This window comes from Salegentibacter salarius (assembly GCF_900168265.1).
Lineage (GTDB): Bacteria > Bacteroidota > Bacteroidia > Flavobacteriales > Flavobacteriaceae > Salegentibacter > Salegentibacter salarius.
This window is the reverse complement of sequence record NZ_FVZF01000021.1, coordinates 22,982-43,288: the sequence shown is the minus strand read 5'-3', so window position 1 is coordinate 43,288 and position 20,307 is coordinate 22,982. Positions and strand designations below refer to the sequence as shown.

At 38.5% G+C, this 20,307-nt stretch carries 18 protein-coding genes; 6 read left to right on the top strand and 12 right to left on the bottom strand.

The window, feature by feature from the left end; all coding sequences use genetic code 11:
* Positions 1–42 precede the first annotated feature (42 nt).
* The 10 genes from B5440_RS11715 to xrtF form a co-directional block, all read right to left on the bottom strand.
* Positions 43–576: a hypothetical protein gene (locus B5440_RS11715; RefSeq protein WP_070053999.1), complete on the bottom strand. Its 534-nt coding sequence runs from the start codon at positions 574–576 to the stop codon at positions 43–45.
* 80 nt (positions 577–656) lie between these two features.
* Positions 657–1,151: a DUF305 domain-containing protein gene (locus B5440_RS11710; protein ID WP_070054016.1), complete on the bottom strand. Its 495-nt coding sequence runs from the start codon at positions 1,149–1,151 to the stop codon at positions 657–659.
* A gap of 29 nt (positions 1,152–1,180) precedes the next feature.
* Positions 1,181–1,729 (bottom strand): DUF3347 domain-containing protein, encoded by a 549-nt coding sequence (locus B5440_RS11705; protein WP_070053998.1) that lies wholly within the window; start codon positions 1,727–1,729, stop codon positions 1,181–1,183.
* 77 nt (positions 1,730–1,806) lie between these two features.
* Positions 1,807–3,519 (bottom strand): efflux RND transporter periplasmic adaptor subunit, encoded by a 1,713-nt coding sequence (locus B5440_RS11700; RefSeq protein ID WP_070053997.1) that lies wholly within the window; start codon positions 3,517–3,519, stop codon positions 1,807–1,809.
* Between the two features lie 84 nt (positions 3,520–3,603).
* Positions 3,604–4,881: a TolC family protein gene (locus B5440_RS11695; protein ID WP_079711134.1), complete on the bottom strand. Its 1,278-nt coding sequence runs from the start codon at positions 4,879–4,881 to the stop codon at positions 3,604–3,606.
* A 4-nt stretch (positions 4,882–4,885) separates the two neighbouring features.
* Positions 4,886–5,239 (bottom strand): four helix bundle protein, encoded by a 354-nt coding sequence (locus B5440_RS11690; RefSeq protein WP_070053996.1) that lies wholly within the window; start codon positions 5,237–5,239, stop codon positions 4,886–4,888.
* Positions 5,240–5,290: 51 nt separating this feature from the next.
* Entirely contained in the window at positions 5,291–9,046 is a 3,756-nt protein-coding gene (locus tag B5440_RS11685) for an efflux RND transporter permease subunit (RefSeq protein ID WP_070053995.1), read from the bottom strand.
* 104 nt (positions 9,047–9,150) lie between these two features.
* Positions 9,151–9,543, bottom strand: coding sequence for an HYC_CC_PP family protein (locus tag B5440_RS11680; protein ID WP_070053994.1), 393 nt, complete (start codon positions 9,541–9,543; stop codon positions 9,151–9,153).
* Between the two features lie 66 nt (positions 9,544–9,609).
* Positions 9,610–10,053, bottom strand: coding sequence for an exosortase F system-associated membrane protein (locus B5440_RS11675; protein ID WP_070053993.1), 444 nt, complete (start codon positions 10,051–10,053; stop codon positions 9,610–9,612).
* On the bottom strand, positions 10,050–10,595 hold the full coding sequence (gene xrtF / locus B5440_RS11670; protein ID WP_070053992.1) for an exosortase family protein XrtF: 546 nt from the start codon (positions 10,593–10,595) through the stop codon (positions 10,050–10,052). Before xrtF ends, B5440_RS11675 begins: the two co-directional genes overlap by 4 nt.
* Positions 10,596–10,682: 87 nt before the next feature.
* Here xrtF and B5440_RS11665 point away from each other — a divergent pair, with 87 nt between their 5' ends.
* Positions 10,683–11,141 carry a GAF domain-containing protein gene (locus B5440_RS11665; RefSeq protein ID WP_070053991.1) on the top strand — a complete coding sequence of 153 codons (459 nt, stop codon included), beginning with the start codon at positions 10,683–10,685 and terminating at the stop codon, positions 11,139–11,141.
* 4 nt (positions 11,142–11,145) lie between these two features.
* On the opposite strand, the gene B5440_RS11660 is transcribed toward B5440_RS11665, so the two are convergent.
* Both B5440_RS11660 and B5440_RS11655 read right to left on the bottom strand, forming a co-directional pair.
* Positions 11,146–11,508, bottom strand: coding sequence for a hypothetical protein (locus B5440_RS11660; RefSeq protein ID WP_070053990.1), 363 nt, complete (start codon positions 11,506–11,508; stop codon positions 11,146–11,148).
* A 189-nt stretch (positions 11,509–11,697) separates the two neighbouring features.
* Positions 11,698–12,951, bottom strand: a complete 1,254-nt coding sequence (locus B5440_RS11655) for an ABC transporter permease (RefSeq protein WP_070053989.1) — start codon at positions 12,949–12,951, stop codon at positions 11,698–11,700.
* Between the two features lie 242 nt (positions 12,952–13,193).
* Here B5440_RS11655 and purH point away from each other — a divergent pair, with 242 nt between their 5' ends.
* From purH to rodA, 5 genes are all read left to right on the top strand, one after another.
* A complete protein-coding gene (gene purH / locus B5440_RS11650) occupies positions 13,194–14,726 on the top strand; it encodes a bifunctional phosphoribosylaminoimidazolecarboxamide formyltransferase/IMP cyclohydrolase (RefSeq protein ID WP_070053988.1) in 1,533 nt (510 codons plus the stop codon).
* 38 nt (positions 14,727–14,764) lie between these two features.
* Positions 14,765–15,793 (top strand): rod shape-determining protein, encoded by a 1,029-nt coding sequence (locus tag B5440_RS11645; protein WP_057482684.1) that lies wholly within the window; start codon positions 14,765–14,767, stop codon positions 15,791–15,793.
* A gap of 12 nt (positions 15,794–15,805) precedes the next feature.
* On the top strand, positions 15,806–16,633 hold the full coding sequence (mreC, locus tag B5440_RS11640; RefSeq protein ID WP_070053987.1) for a rod shape-determining protein MreC: 828 nt from the start codon (positions 15,806–15,808) through the stop codon (positions 16,631–16,633).
* Between the two features lie 492 nt (positions 16,634–17,125).
* Positions 17,126–18,994, top strand: a complete 1,869-nt coding sequence (gene mrdA, locus B5440_RS11630) for a penicillin-binding protein 2 (RefSeq protein ID WP_070053986.1) — start codon at positions 17,126–17,128, stop codon at positions 18,992–18,994.
* Positions 18,995–20,242 (top strand): rod shape-determining protein RodA, encoded by a 1,248-nt coding sequence (rodA, locus tag B5440_RS11625; RefSeq protein ID WP_070053985.1) that lies wholly within the window; start codon positions 18,995–18,997, stop codon positions 20,240–20,242.
* Positions 20,243–20,307: the final 65 nt, after the last annotated feature.

Here is a 20,307-nt window from a genome sequence, read left to right as displayed (position 1 = left end):
TTTTTGTGCTTTTAAATTTCTCCATTATTGAAACCCCAACTTTTACATTTTATCCTGGTGGGCTTTCATTTTCGCTTTCATCTTTTCCATAAGTTCAGGATTTTCGTGAAGGAACTGGATCATTTGATCCATCATTTTATCTGCCATCTGAGGATTAGATTTCATTTTTTGATGCATTTCCTGCATCATTGCCATTCTCATTTCAGGATTATTCATCATTTTATTTTTCATTTTTTTCTGCATCTTCTGTTGCATTTTGGGAGCCTTCTCCATTTTTTCCTGCTTCATTTTCTGCATTTGCTCCTTCATTTCAGGATTATTCTTCATTATTTCCTGAATTTTTCCATTCTCCATCATTTGCATATGGTCTTTTAGCAACCACATATCTGCCGGCGGATTCGCATGAGCTACTTCCATAAACTCCATGAACTTAGACTGGTCGTTCACAATTTCCCTGTAAACGTTATTTCTAAAATCATTTTCTGTCAGCGCCTCTGCTGCAGTTTTGTTGGTTCCACAACTACTTAATAATAATCCAAAAATGGACACAAACGTAATTCTCAATACAGTATTCATAATTTCTAATTTTTGATTTCTTAATTATTTAAAAACACTCTCAAAGCGGTTAAAAGCTCTGAAAATCTGACTTATGCTATCTACTCCTTTTCATTCTCCAATCGGTATATTATCTTTTTCATTTGCGCAATCTCCCTTTTCTGAGCTTCTATGATCTCTTCAGCTAACTTTTTAGTTTCGGGGTCTTTTAAATCTGCACGTTTACTGGTTAAAATCGCGATGGAGTGGTGAGGGATCATCGCTTTCATATATAAAATATCTCCAATGATTGGTCGTTGTGCTCTTACCAATCCTAAGGCCGAAACGAACAAGACAAGACTTCCCAGGTAAATGGCAATATTCTTTTTCTTGTTTTTATACATTTTAAGCATAAGCGAAAGCATAATTACTGCCATTGCCGAAATTCCCAGGCAAGTCATATAAAATCGTGTTAGGCTAAAATAAACGTGATCAAACTCGTAAGTATTAAAATACATGGTGATATACATCGCCAAAAAGGAGAGACCGAGCATTAGAAAAAATCTACTATAATTACTGCCACTTTTTTTGTGTTGTTTTTTATCTTCTTGATTCATCATATTTTAGTTTTTGGTTAGTTTAGTTTTTACTTTTTAATTGTCTTTTTTACGGCACCACAATTGGGCATTTTATCACCGAAATATGGATTGTTTATTTCCTCGATATCAGCATACCAATAAGCCCCTTTATTGTCAAAAGCCATAGGGCAGAACTTTTTATAAATAGTCCCTCCGGAAAGTGCATCTTCAAACATAGGCCCCGCCTTATCTGTAAATGCTGAGAATAATTCCCTTTGTTTTTCCAGCTCGCCGGTTTCAGATAACTGTTTCGCAATAGCTTTTAGCTCTGCTTGTTCTTCTGAAAAAGAGGCTACCATACTTTGAGCCACATCCTGTACCTGGTCTGCATCAGCATTGGTCAATGCCATTTTTATCTCCAGGTAATTATGCCATATTTTTCCCGTCATCCCATCTATAAAATCCTGATCGGCGATATCTGCGGTTTCTTTTTCCGCTTTTTTAACCTCTTCTGGGGTGTTTATTTCAACCGATTGTTTCCCTTTGTTATCTACACAGGAAAATAGGCCGATAGCCAGTAAGAGTACAACTCCAAAATTTAAAATTCTACTTTTCATTTTCGATTAGGTTTATAGTTAATATCTAATTTACAGGTATATAGCACAAATTCTTAATATAAAATCTAAAAGTATTCTTATAATTTTCTTTGAGTATCTCCGCAGTTCATCATCACCTCTCCGAAATAGGGATTTCTAATTTCTTCTGAAAGACTTAACCAATCGGCTCCTTCATTGTTGTTTACCATAGGGCAATGTTGAATATAAAGCGGTTTTTCCAGCGTTTCCATATTGGAAGCAAAAGCAATTATGTTTTCTGAAAGCACGATAAAGTGATCTCGTTGGTTTTCTATATCGTCATTTTCTGAGATCGCCTGAAGCATGCTTCTAATCTTTTTTAGATGCTCAGTTTCCATTGCTCCAAGATTAGTTTCTTTGAGGCTATTGACCTTCTGAAGCATTTTGGTTGCAGCAGCTTTAGTCTCTTCAACTTTTGTGTTTACAAAGGCATCTTTTAAATCAAAATAAGCTGATAACACAGGCTTAAAATCTTTTTGAAAGCCATCGGGTAAATTCATTTGCATTTCCCTAGAATCCTCTTTCTCTTTACCCTGGTTCATCATAGACTTTTTGCCTTGCAATTGCGCCGCGGCATCTACAGTAAATGTCCCGTGAGCTACGATCTCTTCGCCAGCTTCAAGACCAGATAAAACTTCGTAGGTATCACCTAAAGTGGCGCCTAGTTCTATTTCCCGCATTTCAAAAACAGGCTTATCACGGCTGGTCTTCACATACACCAGCGAACGTTCTCCGGTCCATAAAACCGCAGTTTTTGGGATGCTTAAAGTAGACTCCTGTTCCTGCCCTGCACTTCTTTGTAGCTTTGCTTTAACAAACATTCCGGGTTTTAAATTTTCATTCTTATTATCTAAAACTGCCCTAAGTCTAAGCGTTCTACTAGCCGTATTCAATATTGGATCTATAAAAGAAATGGTAGCTTCCAGTTCCTTATCGGGATAGGCATTGGTGGTTACCATGATCTTTTGACCTTCCTCTAAACCGGAAATCTGATTCTCATACGCATCAAAAACCGCCCAAACCGAATTCAAATTGGCCAACTCAAACATAGGCTGTCCCTGTTTAACATAATCTCCCTCCTGTACCAATTTTTCAGTCACCGTTCCCGATACTGTTGCGAAAACCGGAAAATTCTCCTTTACCCGGCCGGCTTCTTCAATAGAATTTATTTGCGCGTCTGATAATTTCCATAATTTCAGTTTGTTTCTTACAGCATTATAAAGCGCGGGTTGACTTTCCTTCATTTTTGCGGCTGTAAGCAATTCCTGCTGTGCGGCAACAAGTTCTGGGGAATAAATAGTTGCCAAAAGCTGGCCTCTATTAACACTTTCGCCGGTGAAACTAACATTGAGACTTTCTATTCTTCCAGCGAAATAGGCTACCTGCACCGCATTAGCTTCTTCATTTACCTGGATCTTACCTGATAGAGTAAGAGTATTTTCAACTTCTCCCCCTCCACCAACAATAATGGTTTGGATATTGGCCAGAGCCATAGCATTGTTGGTCATTTGAAACTCATCTGCCCCAAGGCCATCGGCATTAGCATCTGCAGGAATAAGTTCCATCCCACAAATAGGGCAGTCACCGGGTTCGGGTTGCATAATCTGTGGATGCATAGAACAGGTCCACATTTGAGTTTCTCCTTCATGCTCGTGCTCGTCTGTCACTTCAGTTTCTTCCTTTCCGTTTTTCACGTCTCCCGTTCCAAAGAAAAGATACCCCAGCACCAGGCCACTGATAAGGATTAGGATATAAATGATATATTTTTTCATTTTTTAAATATTACTTGTTCTGTTAATTCTGATATTTTTTGTCTAGCTGAACCTTGTCGTGGCTTGACAAAAATTATTTCTAACCTATTTACTTAGGTAATTGATTACCGCAGCTTGCATATAATAGTTCTTCACTGCCTCGATAAGTCCGGTTTGAAATTTTAGTTGTAATTCCTGTATTTCCAACACATCATTAAAATCAATTGTCCCGGTTTCATAGCTTCTTACCAGGATCTCTTCTGCATCTTTCGCCTGTTCTAAATTTTCAATAAAAGTGTTCGCAGTCACCCTTGCCGAGTTTCTTATGCTCACGGCTTCTTCTAACCTGGTTTGTAAAAGATTTAAGCGTTGGTCTTTTTGCGCCTGTAATTCCTTTTGTCGAAGTTCATTTTGCTTTGTAACCGACTTATATTTACTGTTGAAAATGGGAATAGAAACCGAAACCATAGGCATAAGAATATCCTTCCCGTTATCGGCTACAGCCATATCGGCACGGTCTGCAACGCTTACATAATCTACCCCAAACCCCAGTTTTGGTGCCGCATCTTTAAGATTTAATTTTTCAGCTTCTACTACCGATTCATAGAGTTTGTCGAATTTCAATAATTCCGGGTGTACCTCAGCTACTCTTTCCTCCTTATCAGTTTGAGCCTCCGGAATAAAAAGCGAATCAACTACCTCTACTGAAAGATCTTCTTCCCGGTTCAGCAGATTATTGAAGAGCACTTCTTCCGCATTAAATTCCTGTTCCAGGCTTTCTTTTTGCTGGGCCAGGTCATTTTGGCGCATTTGAAGCCTCAACACATCTACAGCTGAAGCACTGCCCACTTCAAGGGAATTAAGCGCCAGCTCGTGAAAGGTTTCCAATAATTCTATATTTTCCTTTAAGATTTTTTGTTTAGTCTCGTTCGCATATAATCTGTAGTAAGCCTGTGCTACCGCAAGTGCCAATTGGCGCTTGGCGACAGCTATCTCCACATATTCTGCATCTGCCATAGAACCCGCGTAATTTTCCCTTGCGGTAATAGTCCCAAACCAGGGAAGCATCTGCCTAACGGAAAGCCTTAATTTTTGCGGACCGGTTCTGGTTTCTGGTTCACTTACAAAATACCCTATCCCAAACTCGGTATCAGGGTATGCGTTTACCTCATTGATCTTTTCCTCTGCAATCTCATATTTCAAATTAAAAGATTGGATCTGCGGATTATTCTCTTCAGCCACCTGGATATAAGACTCTAATTGCTGGGCACTGGAGTTATAAGTTAAAAACGAAAAGTGAAGAGTGAAAAGTACGAGAAGGCTTTTAAAGCTTAACTTTAGTCCTTCGATATGCCCAATGAATTTTATTTGAAAATTTCTCATCTTACTAAATTTTAGATTTGGCGGTTTTAATGGTACTCACCAACATAGCTAGTAATTCTTTGCATTTAGACTGAAGTTGCTCATAAATTGAAAGCTCTATAAACTCTGAATCTTTTAATAAATCCAACCAATAAATAGTTTCATTTGCTTCTTTTAAAGCAATGCTCATTTTATGAATAAAGTCTTTTTTACTTTCTGCAAATTCTGCTTCACGAATAAGCGCACCGATTGCTGTTCCACTTCTTAGAATTTGTTTACTTATCACAAACTCCTTTTTCTCATTAACAATTATTTTATGTCTCTGAATAACCAAAAGAGCAAACGAATAGCTTTTATCTCTTAAAATACTTTTAGCCATAATTGTAAATTTTTAGTTGACCACTTTTAGTTTTTCATTCTTAGTTTTTCACTATTCACTTTTAACTTTTAACTGACTTTCCTTCCTCCAACTAAAAAGTATCGGCACCACGAAAAGCGTTATCAATGCGATGAGCATTCCTCCAAAGGCAGGAATTGCCATTGGGATCATGATATCACTACCTCTCCCGGTTGAAGTTAGAATTGGCAGTAAAGCAAGGATCGTTGTTGCCGTGGTCATCAAACAAGGTCTTATCCGCTTTTCACCTGCTTCTATTACAGATGCTCTTACCTGGTCTTTAGTTTCAGTTAGATTTTTATCGAAGGTTTGGGTAAGGTAAGTGGCCATCACCACTCCATCATCGGTCGCAATCCCAAAAAGGGCAATAAAACCAACCCAAACCGCCACACTTAGATTTATGGTATGCATCTGGAATAAGTCCCGCAGGTTCTCTCCAAAAAAGTTAAAATTCATAAACCAATCCTGACCATAAAACCAGATCATGAGGAAACCGCCGGCAAAAGCAACTGCAATTCCTGTAAACACCATTAGGGAAGTCGAAACAGATTTAAACTGAAAATAAAGGATCAGAAATATGATGAGCAAGGATAAAGGCACTACGACAGAAAGGGTTTTTTCTGCCCTTAATTGATTCTCATAAGTACCCGTAAAACGGTAGTTGATACCTTGTGGAACTACCAATTCTCCCGAATCTATCTTCTCCTGAATAGTTGCCTGGGCATTTTCTACAACGTCTACTTCCGCATATCCATCTAGCTTATCGAACAACACGTATCCAATTAAAAAGGTATCCTCACTTTTAATCACCTGCGGCCCCTTTTCATATCTTATATTGACTAATTCGCTTAAAGGTATAGGGCTTCCACCTTCTACAGGAACATAAATATCTTTAATATCTTCGGGATTAGCTCTTAATTCTCGTGGATAACGTACTCTAACTCCATATCGTTCCCGACCTTCTACAGTCTGCGTTATTTGCATTCCGCCCACCGCAACTTCCAGAATCTGCTGAACATCTTCAATAGACACTCCGTATCTTGCAAGGCGATCGCGCTTAATATCAATCAACAAATAAGGTTTCCCAACAATTCTATCGGCAAAAACAGCTTCATCCTTTACGCCTTCAGCTTCTTTAAGGATTTTCTCCAATTTCATACCGAAAGCTTCAATTTGTTGCAGGTTATCTCCTTTTACTTTTATTCCCATTGGTGCGCGCATCCCGGTTTGGAGCATAACCAGTCTGGTTTCTATAGGCTGAAGTTTTGGTGCCGAAGTAACTCCTGGTAACTTGGTAACCTGTACGATTTCGTTCCAGATATCGTCGGGTGATTCTATTGCGGGACGCCAGTTTCGGAAATATTCCCCATCTTCATCAGGCAGTAGTTGCTCGTGTTTTAGGTTCAATGGATCAGAGACCAGTTTAGCTTCTTTATAATTCGCATCTTCGTCAATATCAGAATTAGGATTTAGTGCCAGCTTGCCATTTTTCAATACAAATAAACCATCTTCATTTACCTTATATCTTTGGCGCTCACCATCCGCATTACGCATATATTCAGATTTATACTGAATAATATTTTCGTACATAGAAAGTGGCGCTGGATCCAGTGCCGATTCTGTTCGGCCAGCTTTTCCCACCACGGTTTCAATTTCAGGAATACTAGCTACAGCCATATCAAGTTGCTGCAATACTCGCTTGTTTTCTTCCACGCCGGCATGAGGCATAGAAGTGGGCATCAATAAAAAGGAGCCTTCGTTTAGAGAAGGCATAAATTCCTTGCCTGTATTTTGCATAATTAAGAAACCGAAAATCACGATTACCGTTGGCACTGATAGAAAAAGAATTTTATTGGCCAGCGCCCAGGTCAAAATTCGGGTATAATTTCTTCTAAAAATCGTGAAAATGCCAAGTAGCCCGAAGGCGATAAGACCAACGAAAATAAGGTTCATAAAAATGCTCCTATCAAAACCAAGCGGCCTCCAATATTCCGCCAGTAAAAAGACAATAGCAAAAGCGGAAATGATGATATTGATAAGATTTGCCATTTTTGGCGTGATCTTTTTCTGAAGTATCAGAATACCAGTCACGCCAAAAGCTACTAAAATAATCCCGGTAAAATAACCAAAGATCATCGCAGTGAGTCCCGCTATAACAAGGATCGCATTGAGTACATATCCAACGCTGGCTTTTATGGTTCTTTTCTTAAAGAAAGTTGCTGCAAAAGGTGGAATTATAAATAAAGCGACGATTAGCGAAGCCACTAGCGCCATGGTTTTAGTAAATGCCAGGGGTCTAAATAATTTTCCTTCGGCTCCTATCATAGTAAAGACAGGGATAAAACTAATAATAGTGGTTAGCACTGCAGTTAAGATCGCTCCGGAAACTTCTGAAGTGGCATTATAAACAACATTATTAATAGAAAGTTTATTTCCATGTTCATCGGTGCTGCGTGCATCCAAATGCCGGAGAATATTTTCAGATAAAATAACGCCAACATCTACCATAGTCCCAATAGCAATAGCGATACCAGATAGAGCCACAATATTGGCCGGCACATTAAACAGTTTCATAGAGATGAAAACCATTAGAACCGCCACCGGCAACAAGCCCGAAATAAGCACCGAAGCCCGTAAATTGAATACCATCACAATAATTACTAAGATCGTGATAAGGATTTCCATGGTTAACGCCTCACTTAAGGTGTCCAGGGTTTCCTTTATCAGTTCAGTACGATCATAAAAGGGCACGATGGTAACCTGGGAAACGGTTCCATCCCTAAGGGTTTTAGAAGGTAAACCCCGGCTAATCTCATCGATTTGCTCTTTAACATTGTTGATCACTTCCAACGGATTAGCTCCATAACGGGCCACGACAACTCCGCCAACAACCTCAGCCCCTTCCTTATCCAGAATCCCTCTTCTTTGTGCAGGACCTAAGGAAACCTTAGCAATATCTTTGATGCTTACTGAAGTATAATCTTCAGAAGTAACCACCGCATTTTCGATATCTTCAACAGATTTCACGTAACCTAAACCACGAACCAGATATTCGGCATTATTGATCTCCAGGGTTTGTGCGCCTATATCTCGATTACTTTCTTTCACCGCTACAACCACTTCCTGAAGTCCAATATCGTACTGGCGCATAAGTTCCGGATTAACATCTATTTGATATTCCTGAACATAGCCACCAATAGAAGCCACTTCAGAAACCCCGCTCGCCCCAGAAAGAGCATATTTCACGTAATAATCCTGTATACTTCTTAGCTCCTGTAAATCCCAGCCACCGGTAACATTTCCGTCTTTATCGCGGCCTTCAAGTGTGTACCAAAAGATCTGACCAAGGCCGGTAGCATCTGGCCCCAGGGCAGGGCTTACGCCATCGGGTAACAAATTAGAGGGAAGTGAATTGAGCTTTTCCAGAATTCTACTTCGGCTCCAGTAAAATTCTACATCTTCTTCAAAAATGATATAGATACTGGAGAAGCCGAACATAGAAGAACTACGAATGGTTTTTACCCCGGGAATTCCCAGCAGGGAAGTCGTAAGCGGATAGGTGATCTGATCTTCAATATCCTGAGGTGATCGCCCCGGCCATTTTGTAAAAACTATTTGTTGGTTTTCACCAATATCGGGAATCGCATCTACCGCCACGGGTTCAGAAGGCAAAAAGCCGGTGTCCCAGTTAAATGGCGCATTCACGATACCCCATCCCACAAAAAGGACGAGTAAAATAACCGCTACGAGTTTATTTTCTATTAAGAATTTAATGCCTTTGTTCAGCATAATATTTCAATTATCAAATTTTAGAATAATTTAAAAAGCCAGTTATAAAAACGAGGCTATTACCGTATTCAAAGATGAACCGGTAAGTATCTAAAATTCATTAATCAAATAAGAAAGACCTGATCTTCCAGCTGTATATCGCTGACGAGCAAGGGAGGAGAATAATCTTTAAAGGGAGTAATTTCCTTTGAATAATCTTCAAAAACGAAAATATAGGAATAAGCAAAACCGGCAAGAAACACCTGTTGATTCAGGTCTAGAGAATCAAATTGATGTTTTAACTCATCCTGACCTTCTATTGCTAATTTTTCATTAGTACAGCAGGAATCTTCAGTTGAAGTTTCCATTTCCATACCGCAGGTTTTGGCTTCAGAAAAAATAGCTTTATCTACTAAAAAGCTTCCGCAGAAATGTTTATCAACCGTAAAAGAAAAGGTTGAAAACAGCACCAAAAATGCCATTGCTACAGAAATGCTATGTTGAAAAGCTTTTTTCATCAGCTACAAAAATAGGTAAAATTTTGAAATAAAGCATTTTCAGGTTTTTTAGAAAAACTTTCAATATCATGGATTTGCTCTTTTTTTCAAGCGATAATAGTAAAAAGCAGGTAGTAGAATGAGAATAAACAACGGATGAATTAGAAATCTTCTCACATAAAATAAGCCCATTACATTTTGTACATTTAGATTAAAATAAAGCACGCTAAACGTGGCCAGGCTAATTCCAAAAAGTAAAGCAAATAATAAGGCGGCGAATTTCACGATATTCTTATCGCGAAAAGCAACAAAAAGAATGACCAGGGAAATTATGGTGTTTAGCCAGTAGCGCAAACTTATATTCAGCAATAGTTTAGGGAATATAATTTGAGGCACATCCATCGCTAGATGCCCACCGTAACGGTAAAAATCAATTAAAGGGTCGTAAAACAGCTGATGTTCAAAAAGCCTTACCAAAACCAGCAAAACTACTAAAATCCCAATTCCAGAAAGTCTTAATAGCTGTTTCATACGTTATGTTTACGGCTATAAATACGCACCCAAATAAGCCAAAGTATAAAAACGGTGCCGTAAATTATTAACGGGAAAATAATGCTATGAAGAAAGTCGGTATACTCAGGGTATTCATAAATTCCAATGGCAAGAATAGCGATCCTGATTATATTCATCGCGTATACTATTACAGCACCCGCCAGTAAATAAAGTAAGGTTAATTTTAATTTTCCGAAGAAAGAAAGCACAAAAGAAGCAAATAGAATTATAATACTAATTGCGTTGCAACCCTCTACAATTCTCGCTAAATAAGCGTCATTCACGATCAACTTCATAGAAAGTTCTGACTGGTGAGGTAAAATTTGTGCATTATAGCCAAAACTACTTATTAAGGCTTCACTTTGTTTTGCTACGAGATGGGTGAAATAATCGGGATAATAAACCGGAGATCTAAAAAACTCCAGGTAAAGATTATAGATGAGTGTAAAAACCAGATAACTCCCCAAAAACATAAAGATGAAACGGAGTACCGATTTGTATTTAACGAATAACTTTAGCAAGTTTCGAGTTGGTTTTTAACAAATTTATATAAATATGTGCCTGCGCTTACTATTATTTTTAAATACTTTTGCACCAAAATATCAACTATGTCTTTTCAGAAATTAAAACCGGAAGTTAAAGCGATTCTTGAAAACGAAAATCTATCGGTAGACCACAGGTTATCGCAGGTTTGTGAAGTTTTAAAAGAAAATATTCCTTATTACGATTGGGTAGGTTTTTATTTTAAGAACGGCGATAAAGAAGAATTGAAATTACGCTCTTTTGCCGGCGAACCAACAGATCACACAATTATTCCTTTCGGAAAAGGGATTTGCGGGCAGGTAGCGGTTTCTAATGAAAACTTTGTTGTACCAGATGTAAAAGCACAAACTAATTATATAGCCTGTAGCATTAACGTGAAAGCTGAAATCGTAGTTCCTCTTTTCTTGAACGGCGAAAATATTGGCCAGATAGACATTGATTCTCATACCCCAGATCCATTTTCTAAGGAAGATGAAGAATTTTTACAATGGGTAAATGAGAAAGTTGCAGAAGTTTTAAGTTAAAAACTTAAAGCAGTAATTGTTTTACACGCTCAAAAGTTTTTTCCTCTTTTAATTTGATTAATATCACCCCACTTTCGCCGCGAACTCCATACAGAACGTTCTCGGGCTGATCGTAAAATATTTCCAGGGAAGAAACCTCCTGGGTTGTAAGAAATTCTTGCAGGTCTACTGCTGTATTATCTTTTATACCACTAAGGGAAATTACTTCTTCATTATTGACGAATTGATATATGGGACGGTGGCGAGAATGCAAATCTTCGCCTGGTTTTTCAGCTTTTCTTTTAGCTTCTATCTCCTTTCGCTTTTCGGGAGAAAGGCCTGTGAAGCATATAAAGCGTGAGGAAAAGTTTACGGCTGTATCTGCCACTATTCGCTTTTTCAACAAATTTAATTGCTGGCTCAGTTCTTCTTCAGCTTTAAGGTTTTCTATCCATTCCTTATTTTCTTAAGCAGTAAGGATTAATGAATCGTCCTGGGCATAAACTCCCAGTGCAGTGAATCCACAAAACAGGAAAACAATAAATTGATATTTCAAGTTGATTTTTTTTTCATAAAATTACATTCCGGTTCTAATGGCTTCTACCGGATCTAATTTCGAAGCTGAAATTGCCGGAATTATTCCTGAAATCAATCCGATTATTGCTGATACGGCTGTTCCAATAAACATATTCCAGGAAGAAAGCACAAATTGGAAATCGCCGGTAAATTGCGAAGCGGCGATGGAAACCAACCAAACAAGTCCGAGACCTACAAGACCACCAATTATTGCAAGGATTATTGCTTCAAATAAAAACTGAAACAGGATAAATTTATTCTTTGCACCTAGAGATTTCTGAATACCAATAAGGTTTGTTCGCTCTTTGACGCTAACAAACATAATATTCGCAATCCCGAAGCCCCCAACTAACAAAGAAAATCCACTAATAATAAGCCCTATAAAATTAAGCTGGCCGGTAATATTATCTATAAAATCGGCAAATCCCTGAAGTTGATTTACAAAAAAGTTATTGATGTCACCGGGTTTAATTCCGCGGTAATTACGCAATTGTTGCTCAAGCACAGCAATATATTCAGCATTATCCACGCCATCTTCAGGTTTTAAGATCAACTGTGGGAAAACGCCTTTGTTATTATCTCCATAAACCCTTCTTGCAACATTTGCGGGAAGAAAAACCTGGCCATCCCGGGAGCCGCCAAATAGACTGGCACCCTGTTTAGACAATACGCCAATAACTGTAAGTTTACGGCCATACATACGCACTTCTTTCCCAAGCGGATCAAAGTTCCCAAAAAGATTATTGGCAATTTCGTGACCTAAAACAATTACCGGCGAACCACTAACCGATTCAGATTCGTTAAAAAACCGCCCCTCTTCTAAATCGAAGGCCTCGATATCATAATATTCGTGGGTAACTGCTCCAACCCCAACGCCAGTGCTGGTAACATCTTCGTGCTTTATAGATTCATCTGGCACCCCTATGCTAAAGGCTATCGATTCTGTATTAGGAAGATTTCTTTTTAAATATTGATATTCATCGTAAGAAACATCTGGAAATTGCTGGCGTTTCCATTGTGGAACTTCGGTAGGACCAAAAGAAAAACGCATTACTATAATGGTGCTATTATCTAAAGCGCTTAAGCTCCCTTTAATTTCACGCTCCAAAGAATCTACCGCGGCAAGCACTCCAATAATGGAAAAAATACCGATAGTAACGCCAAGCAAAGACAAAAAAGTTCTTAGCTTATTATTTTTTAATGCGTTGATCGCAAAATTAAAACTCTCTTTAAGTACGCGTAAATATATCAGCATAATAAATAAAGCTCGGGACAGACCCACGAGTTATTGGGTTGAAAAATTAAAAACACTTTAACGCCAGTTTCGGCACATTTTAAACCTCACTTAATGAGTAAATAAAGTTCAGATTTTTTTGTGCTTAGTGGTATGACGCCCGGGTTTAAAATTCGTTACAAAATTTCTGGATAAATAAAAGAAATGCCTTTTATGTTTTTGGCTTAAATACTTACTTTTGCCACTTTAACAAACACAACACAATGAGCGACTTAAAAAAAGCAAAATCTGCTTTAATTTCTGTATTTAGCAAAGACGGCCTGGAACCCATCGTAAAAAAACTCAACGACCTGGGAATCACCATTTACTCTACCGGAGGTACCGAAAAATTCATCAAAGATCTGGGAATTAACGTAGTTCCTGTAGAAGATGTGACTTCATATCCTTCAATTTTAGGCGGGCGTGTTAAAACACTTCACCCAAAAGTTTTCGGCGGAATTTTAAATCGCCAGGATAATGAAGGTGACGTAAAGGAGCTTGCTGAATACGAAATTCCGCAGATAGACATTGTGATTGTAGACCTTTATCCGTTTGAGAAAACCGTAGCTTCGGGGGCTTCAGAACAGGATATTATTGAAAAAATTGATATTGGCGGAATTTCGCTTATTCGCGCTGCGGCAAAGAACTTTAAAGATGTGCTTTGTGTGTCTTCGGTTGAAGATTATAAAAGTTTTGAAAATTTACTGGACGAAAAAAGTGGAGAAACCAGCCTTGCTGATCGTAAACTTTTCGCAGGAAAAGCTTTTAATATTTCTTCGCATTACGACACTGCAATTTTCAACTATTTTAATGCTGAAGGAGAAGTTGAAGTTTACAAAGATAGTATCCAAAACGGAAAAACGCTTAGGTACGGGGAAAATCCGCATCAAAAAGGTGAGTTTTATGGCGATTTTGAGGCCATGTTTGATAAAATTCACGGAAAAGAACTTTCTTACAATAATCTTCTTGACGTTGATGCAGCGGTAAACCTCATCAACGAATTTAATGGTGAAGCACCAACTTTTGCAATCTTAAAGCATAATAACGCTTGTGGTTTAGCACAACGCGATACCATTCACCAGGCTTATGTAGATGCTCTGGCGGGAGATCCTGTTTCAGCTTTTGGTGGTGTTTTGATCAGTAATGTTGAAATTGATAAAATCACGGCTGAAGAAATTCATAAATTATTCTGTGAAGTGGTAATTGCTCCTTCATATTCGAGTGAAGCCGAAGAAATCCTAAAAGGAAAAAAGAACAGGATTTTATTGATCCAGAAAGAAACCGAGCTTCCGCAGAAACAAGTTCGAACTTGTTTAAACGGGGTTTTAGTTCAGGAGAAAGATCATAAAACAGATGCTCTTGAAGATTTAAAACAGGCGACAAACAATAATCCAACAGATGATGAGTTATCTGACCTGTTATTCGCTTCAAAAATCTGTAAGCACACAAAATCCAACACTATCGTATTGGCAAAAAACAAGCAATTATGTGCCAGCGGTACCGGGCAAACTTCTCGTGTAGATGCTTTAAAACAAAGTATTGAGAAGGCAAAATCTTTTAATTTCAGTTTAAAAGGAGCGGTAATGGCGAGTGATGCATTTTTCCCATTTCCTGATTGTGTGGAGATTGCCGGAAACGAAGGAATTTCAGCAGTAATTCAGCCAGGCGGATCAATAAAAGATCAACTTAGCATCGATTATTGCAACGAAAATAATATAGCGATGGTGATGACTGGAACACGCCATTTTAAACATTAATTTTAGTACATTTACCAAACCTCAATACCAAACAAACTATGGGATTTTTTGACTTTCTCATTGAAGAAATAGCAATAGATTTAGGAACTGCAAACACCCTTATAATTCATAATGATAAGGTGGTGGTAGACAGTCCCTCTATCGTTGCGCGAGACCGTACTACGGGAAAAATAACCGCAGTAGGGAAAGAAGCTGCGATGATGCAGGGAAAAACCCATGAGAATATAAAAACCATTCGCCCATTGAAAGATGGGGTAATTGCCGATTTTGATGCCAGTGAGAAAATGCTCACCATGTTCATTAAAGAAATTCCGGCACTTAAAAAGAAGATGTTCACGCCGGCGCTTAGAATGGTAATTTGTATTCCATCTGGAATTACCGAAGTAGAAATGCGCGCGGTAAAAGAAAGTGCAGAGCGTGTGAATGGGAAAGAGGTTTACCTTATTCACGAGCCTATGGCGGCTGCAATTGGTATTGGCGTAGATATTATGCAGCCTAAAGGAAATATGATCGTAGATATAGGTGGTGGTACTACCGAAATCGCGGTAATTGCACTTGGTGGAATTGTTTGCGACAAATCGGTTAAAATTGCCGGTGATGTATTTACTAATGATATTGTTTATTATATGCGTACGCAGCACAACTTATATGTTGGAGAGCGTACTGCTGAAAAAATAAAAATTCAGATTGGTGCAGCGACTGAAGATTTAGAAGTTCCGCCAGAAGAAATGAGTGTTCAGGGACGTGACCTTTTAACAGGAAAACCCAAGCAGGTAAACATTTCTTATCGTGAAATTGCCAAAGCCCTGGATAAATCTATTTTAAGGATTGAAGACGCGGTAATGGAAACCTTATCGCAAACCCCGCCAGAACTTGCAGCCGATATTTACAATACAGGTATTTACCTTGCCGGTGGTGGATCTATGCTTAGAGGTTTGGATAAAAGATTATCTCAAAAAACCGATCTTCCGGTTTATATTGCCGAAGATCCATTAAGAGCAGTAGTAAGAGGAACCGGAATATGCTTAAAAACCCTAAATCGCTATAAGGGAATTTTGATAAAGTAGGAGAAGTAGTTTATGCAGCAAATTTTCAATTTTCTTATTCGGAATAAGAATAATATTCTTTTCTTATTTCTGCTTGCATTAGCTGTATTTTTCACTATTCAAACCCATTCTTATCACAAGAGTAGTTTTATAAGCTCGGCCAACAGCCTTACCGGCGGCATCTATTCCTGGGCCAACGATTTTGATAAGTACATGCATTTAGATGAGTACAACAAGCGCCTCATGGAGGAGAATAAGCAGTTGCGCAACGTACTCACCAATTTAAATGACACAATTTCAGTAGAAAATTACACTGATACTTCCAGTTTTGATGGCACTTATTATTTTAGAACCGCAAGAGTGATAAATAATAATTATGCAAAGCGAAATAACTTCCTGACCCTGAACCAGGGAAAAGAAGCCGGCATAAAATCTGAATTTGGAGTTATTACCAGCAAAGGAGTAATTGGGATTATAGACAGGGTTAACAACAGGTTCTCCCGGGTAATTTCCATATTGAATTCAGAATCCCGGATTAATGCCCAATTAAGCAAAACCAATCATTTTGGAAGTTTAATTTGGAATGGCAAAAACCCCAATATCGTTCAGTTAATTGATGTTCCCAGGCAGGCCCCTGTTAAAGAAGGTGACACCATTGTAACCGGGGGTAAATCTTTGATTTTCCCCGAAGGAATTCCTATTGGTAGCATTGAAGATTTTAAATTAGACCAAAGCGAGAGTTACTACACGATTAATGTTAAGCTCTTTAATGATATGACCAATATTGGTTATGTGTATGTTATTGAAAACCTGGAACGGGAAGAAATACTGGAATTAGAGCGGGAGGAAGATGAACAATAGTATTCTAAAAAATATCATCAGGTTTGTTGGCTTAGTATTTATACAAGTACTAATCCTCAACAATATTAATTTTCTGGGTTACATAAACCCATATCTGTATGTCCTGTTTATCTTGCTTTACCCGTTTAACGGAAATCAAAGTATTTTTTTAGTCCTAGCTTTTTTATTAGGCTTCAGTATCGATCTTTTTGAAGATAGTGGCGGGATTCATGCGGCTGCCTGTACAGTGATCGCTTTTATTAGGCCTAACCTACTTAGATTTTCATTTGGAATAAGTTATGATCATCAAAATTTAAGACTTTCTACCACGCCAATTGGGGCGAGATTAAGCTATATTTTTATCAGTATTTTAATTCATCATTTTATATTATTTTTCTTGGAAATGTTTAGCTTAAGTCATATAATAATAGTTCTCAAGAAAACGTTATTTTCAGGGATCTTCAGTGTTATTATGATCATGCTTAGTTTAGCAGTTTTCAGCAAAAAATATAGATGAGAAAATTACTTCTTTACATTATTATCTTTACCACGGGCCTTATTTTTCTTGCCCGGCTTTTCTATTTGCAAATAATAGACGATTCCCTTGCGGTAAGATCGCAGGATAATGCTATAGAAGTTGTTTACGATTACCCGCAACGTGGTTATATTTCTGACAGAAATGGGAAATTGATGGTTTCCAACCAACCTTCTTACGATGTGATGGCGATTCCAAGAAACCTGAAACCTTTTGACACTACTGAATTTTGTAAGATTCTAAGCATAGAGCCTGAAGAACTGGGCCGCCGCCTCGATAAAGCAAAGATCTACTCGCCTATTCTTCCTTCGGTAATTATTCCGCAGCTCACCAAAGCTGAATATGCCTATTTACAGGAGAAAATGCGTAAATATGAAGGTTTCTATATTCAAAAGCGTTCATTAAGAGATTACCAGGTAGACCACAGCGCAAATGTGCTTGGTTATATTGCACAGGTAAATCAGAAAAAAGTTAACGAAGACCCGTATTATATTTCGGGTGACCTTATTGGCCGAAGCGGTGTAGAAAAAGTTTACGAAGAATTACTACGTGGCGAAAAAGGGGTGAAATACATCCAAAAAGATAGGTTTAACCGGGATATTGGGCCGTACAAAGACGGTATTTACGATACACTGCCAACCAAAGGAAAAGATATCAGCATTACCATAGATGCCGAGCTTCAGGCCTATGGAGAAAAATTAATGAAAAACAAACGCGGCGGAATTGTTGCCATAGAGCCCGAAAGCGGTGAAATTCTATCTTTGGTAACTGCTCCTACATACGATCCGGCATTATTGGTAGGTCGCAAGAGATCTCCTAACTACACCAGGCTTTATTACGACTCTATTGCCCAACCACTTTACGATCGTGGTCTTTTAGCCGAATACCCTCCCGGATCTCCTTTTAAAACCCTAACCGGCTTAATTGCGCTTCAGGAAGGCGTTATAGATACCGATGACAGATTCTCCTGTAATAATGGTTACCACTATGGTGCAAGACGTCCTTTAGGATGCCATTCGCATCCCAGCCCCCTTAATTTGGTGCCGGGGATTGCACACTCCTGTAATTCTTACTTTGCTCAGGTGTATCGAAAAACGATAGAAAAATATCCGACCCCGCAGGAAGGAATGGACACCTGGAACAAACACTTGCAAAGTTTTGGTCTTGGTCAGTTTATGGGGAATGATCTGAGCACCGGTAGACCGGGAAAAATACCCGATGCCGATTATTATAACCGAATTTATAATTACCCAACCTATAAGTGGTACTCTACGGCCACGATTTCTAATGCAATTGGCCAGGGAGAGATTTTAATGACTCCTATTCAATTAGCGAATATGACGGCAACTATCGCGAATCGTGGTTGGTATTACACTCCGCACATCTTAAAAAAAGTTGATGGCGATCCCATAAAAGAGGAAAAATTTACGGTGAAGAATAAAACCACAATAGATAGAGAGCATTTTGATCCGGTGGTTGAAGGAATGCACGAGGTTTATAAAAGCGGTACGGCAAGAAGCCTTCAAATTCCTGGTATTGAAATCGCCGGGAAGACAGGTACAGCAGAAAATTTCACAAAAATAGATGGTAAGCGAACCCAACTTACAGATCATTCCATCTTCGTGGCTTTTGCACCGGTAGACAATCCCAAAATAGCAATTGCCGTATTTGTTGAAAACGGATATTGGGGAAGCCGTTATGCAGGACGAATTGCGAGTTTAATAGTTGAAAAATATATTAAAAAAGAAATAACCCGAACAGATATGGAAGACTGGATCTTAAACCACAGTCTTGAAGAAGAGTATGCAAAACCATTAAGCGGGGAACCTTTTATAATTAATCGATAAATGGGGAAAAGCGTAGCGGGATTCGATTGGCTTACTATTTTAATTTATCTCTTACTAGTTGGATTTGGCTGGGCAAATATTTACTCAGCTTCCTTAGCTGAAAGTCACACTAGTTTTTTTGAATTCAATCAAATATATAGCAAACAGGGACTTTGGATTATCTTAAGCTTTCTTTTAATAATCATATTATTATCTATTGAAGCTAAATTTTACCAAAGATTTTCCAGTGTTATTTATGCCATAAGCCTGCTAAGCTTAGCAGGTTTGTTTGTTTTTGGTAGCACAATTGCCGGTCAAACCGCCTGGTACCAAATAGGCCCCATTAGTATTCAACCGGCAGAATTTGCAAAGGCTGCAACTGCCCTTGCCGTTGCTAAATATTTAAGCGGTATACAGACCAATATCAAAGACTTTAAGCATCAATTAAGGGTTTTCCTTATCATTGCCCTTCCAATGATTTTAGTGCTGTTACAGCCAGATGCTGGGAGTGCTATGGTTTATTTTTCATTTGCTTTTGCACTTTACCGGGAAGGCCTTCATTTCGCATATTTATTATTAGGATTTTTCGCAGCCACGCTTTTTGTGGCCACTCTTGCTTTTGGCCCGGCTTGGGTAATTGGCGGTGTAATATTAATCGCCATATTGGTTTACCTTAAAAACTTAAAGCGAAGACCCAATCTTTTTAAATACCTGTTTTTTGCAGCGGTAGCCATAGGATTTTCCCTTTCGGTAAACTATGTTTTTGAAAATGTTTTTAAGCAACACCACAGAGATCGTTTCAATATAGTGCTAGGCAAAGAAGTGGATTCCCGCGGAATTGGCTATAATACCAATCAAAGTGAAATTGCTATTGGTAGTGGCGGCTTATTTGGAAAAGGCTGGACCGAAGGAACTCAAACCAAAGGGCATTTTGTGCCGGAACAACATACAGACTATATTTTTAGCACGGTAGGAGAAGAATGGGGCTTTTTAGGCAGTACATTTATCCTTGTTCTTTTTGTTATGCTTATGTTACGGCTACTCTACCTTGCAGAACGGCAACGATCTACTTTTACCCGGGTTTATGGTTATGGGGTAATAGGAATTATTTTTATGCACTTCCTGGTAAATATCGGGATGGTTATTGGCATTTTCCCTACCGTAGGTATTCCTTTACCATTCCTGAGTTATGGAGGCTCAGGGCTCTGGGCATTTACTATCCTACTCTTTATTTTTATAAAGCTGGATTCAGATAGGATGTCATTTTAGTTACAGCGTTCTACCGTAATTAAAATCGCAGCAACAATTAAGATAACTAACGGATAAATATATTT

Excerpts from the sequence above, each read along its gene's own strand:
- purH (WP_070053988.1), top strand. The coding sequence starts at position 13,194 with ATGAGCGACTTAAAAAAAGCAAAATCTGCTTTAATTTCTGTATTTAGC.
- B5440_RS11690 (WP_070053996.1), bottom strand. The coding sequence starts at position 5,239 with ATGGCTAAAAGTATTTTAAGAGATAAAAGCTATTCGTTTGCTCTTTTG.
- B5440_RS11685 (WP_070053995.1), bottom strand. The coding sequence starts at position 9,046 with ATGCTGAACAAAGGCATTAAATTCTTAATAGAAAATAAACTCGTAGCG.
- B5440_RS11665 (WP_070053991.1), top strand. The coding sequence starts at position 10,683 with ATGTCTTTTCAGAAATTAAAACCGGAAGTTAAAGCGATTCTTGAAAAC.
- B5440_RS11715 (WP_070053999.1), bottom strand. The coding sequence starts at position 576 with ATGAATACTGTATTGAGAATTACGTTTGTGTCCATTTTTGGATTATTA.
- B5440_RS11675 (WP_070053993.1), bottom strand. The coding sequence starts at position 10,053 with ATGAAACAGCTATTAAGACTTTCTGGAATTGGGATTTTAGTAGTTTTG.
- B5440_RS11655 (WP_070053989.1), bottom strand. The coding sequence starts at position 12,951 with ATGCTGATATATTTACGCGTACTTAAAGAGAGTTTTAATTTTGCGATC.
- mrdA (WP_070053986.1), top strand. The coding sequence starts at position 17,126 with ATGAGAAAATTACTTCTTTACATTATTATCTTTACCACGGGCCTTATT.
- B5440_RS11705 (WP_070053998.1), bottom strand. The coding sequence starts at position 1,729 with ATGAAAAGTAGAATTTTAAATTTTGGAGTTGTACTCTTACTGGCTATC.
- B5440_RS11695 (WP_079711134.1), bottom strand. The coding sequence starts at position 4,881 with ATGAGAAATTTTCAAATAAAATTCATTGGGCATATCGAAGGACTAAAG.
- B5440_RS11680 (WP_070053994.1), bottom strand. The coding sequence starts at position 9,543 with ATGAAAAAAGCTTTTCAACATAGCATTTCTGTAGCAATGGCATTTTTG.
- rodA (WP_070053985.1), top strand. The coding sequence starts at position 18,995 with ATGGGGAAAAGCGTAGCGGGATTCGATTGGCTTACTATTTTAATTTAT.
- B5440_RS11710 (WP_070054016.1), bottom strand. The coding sequence starts at position 1,151 with ATGAATCAAGAAGATAAAAAACAACACAAAAAAAGTGGCAGTAATTAT.
- B5440_RS11645 (WP_057482684.1), top strand. The coding sequence starts at position 14,765 with ATGGGATTTTTTGACTTTCTCATTGAAGAAATAGCAATAGATTTAGGA.
- mreC (WP_070053987.1), top strand. The coding sequence starts at position 15,806 with ATGCAGCAAATTTTCAATTTTCTTATTCGGAATAAGAATAATATTCTT.
- B5440_RS11700 (WP_070053997.1), bottom strand. The coding sequence starts at position 3,519 with ATGAAAAAATATATCATTTATATCCTAATCCTTATCAGTGGCCTGGTG.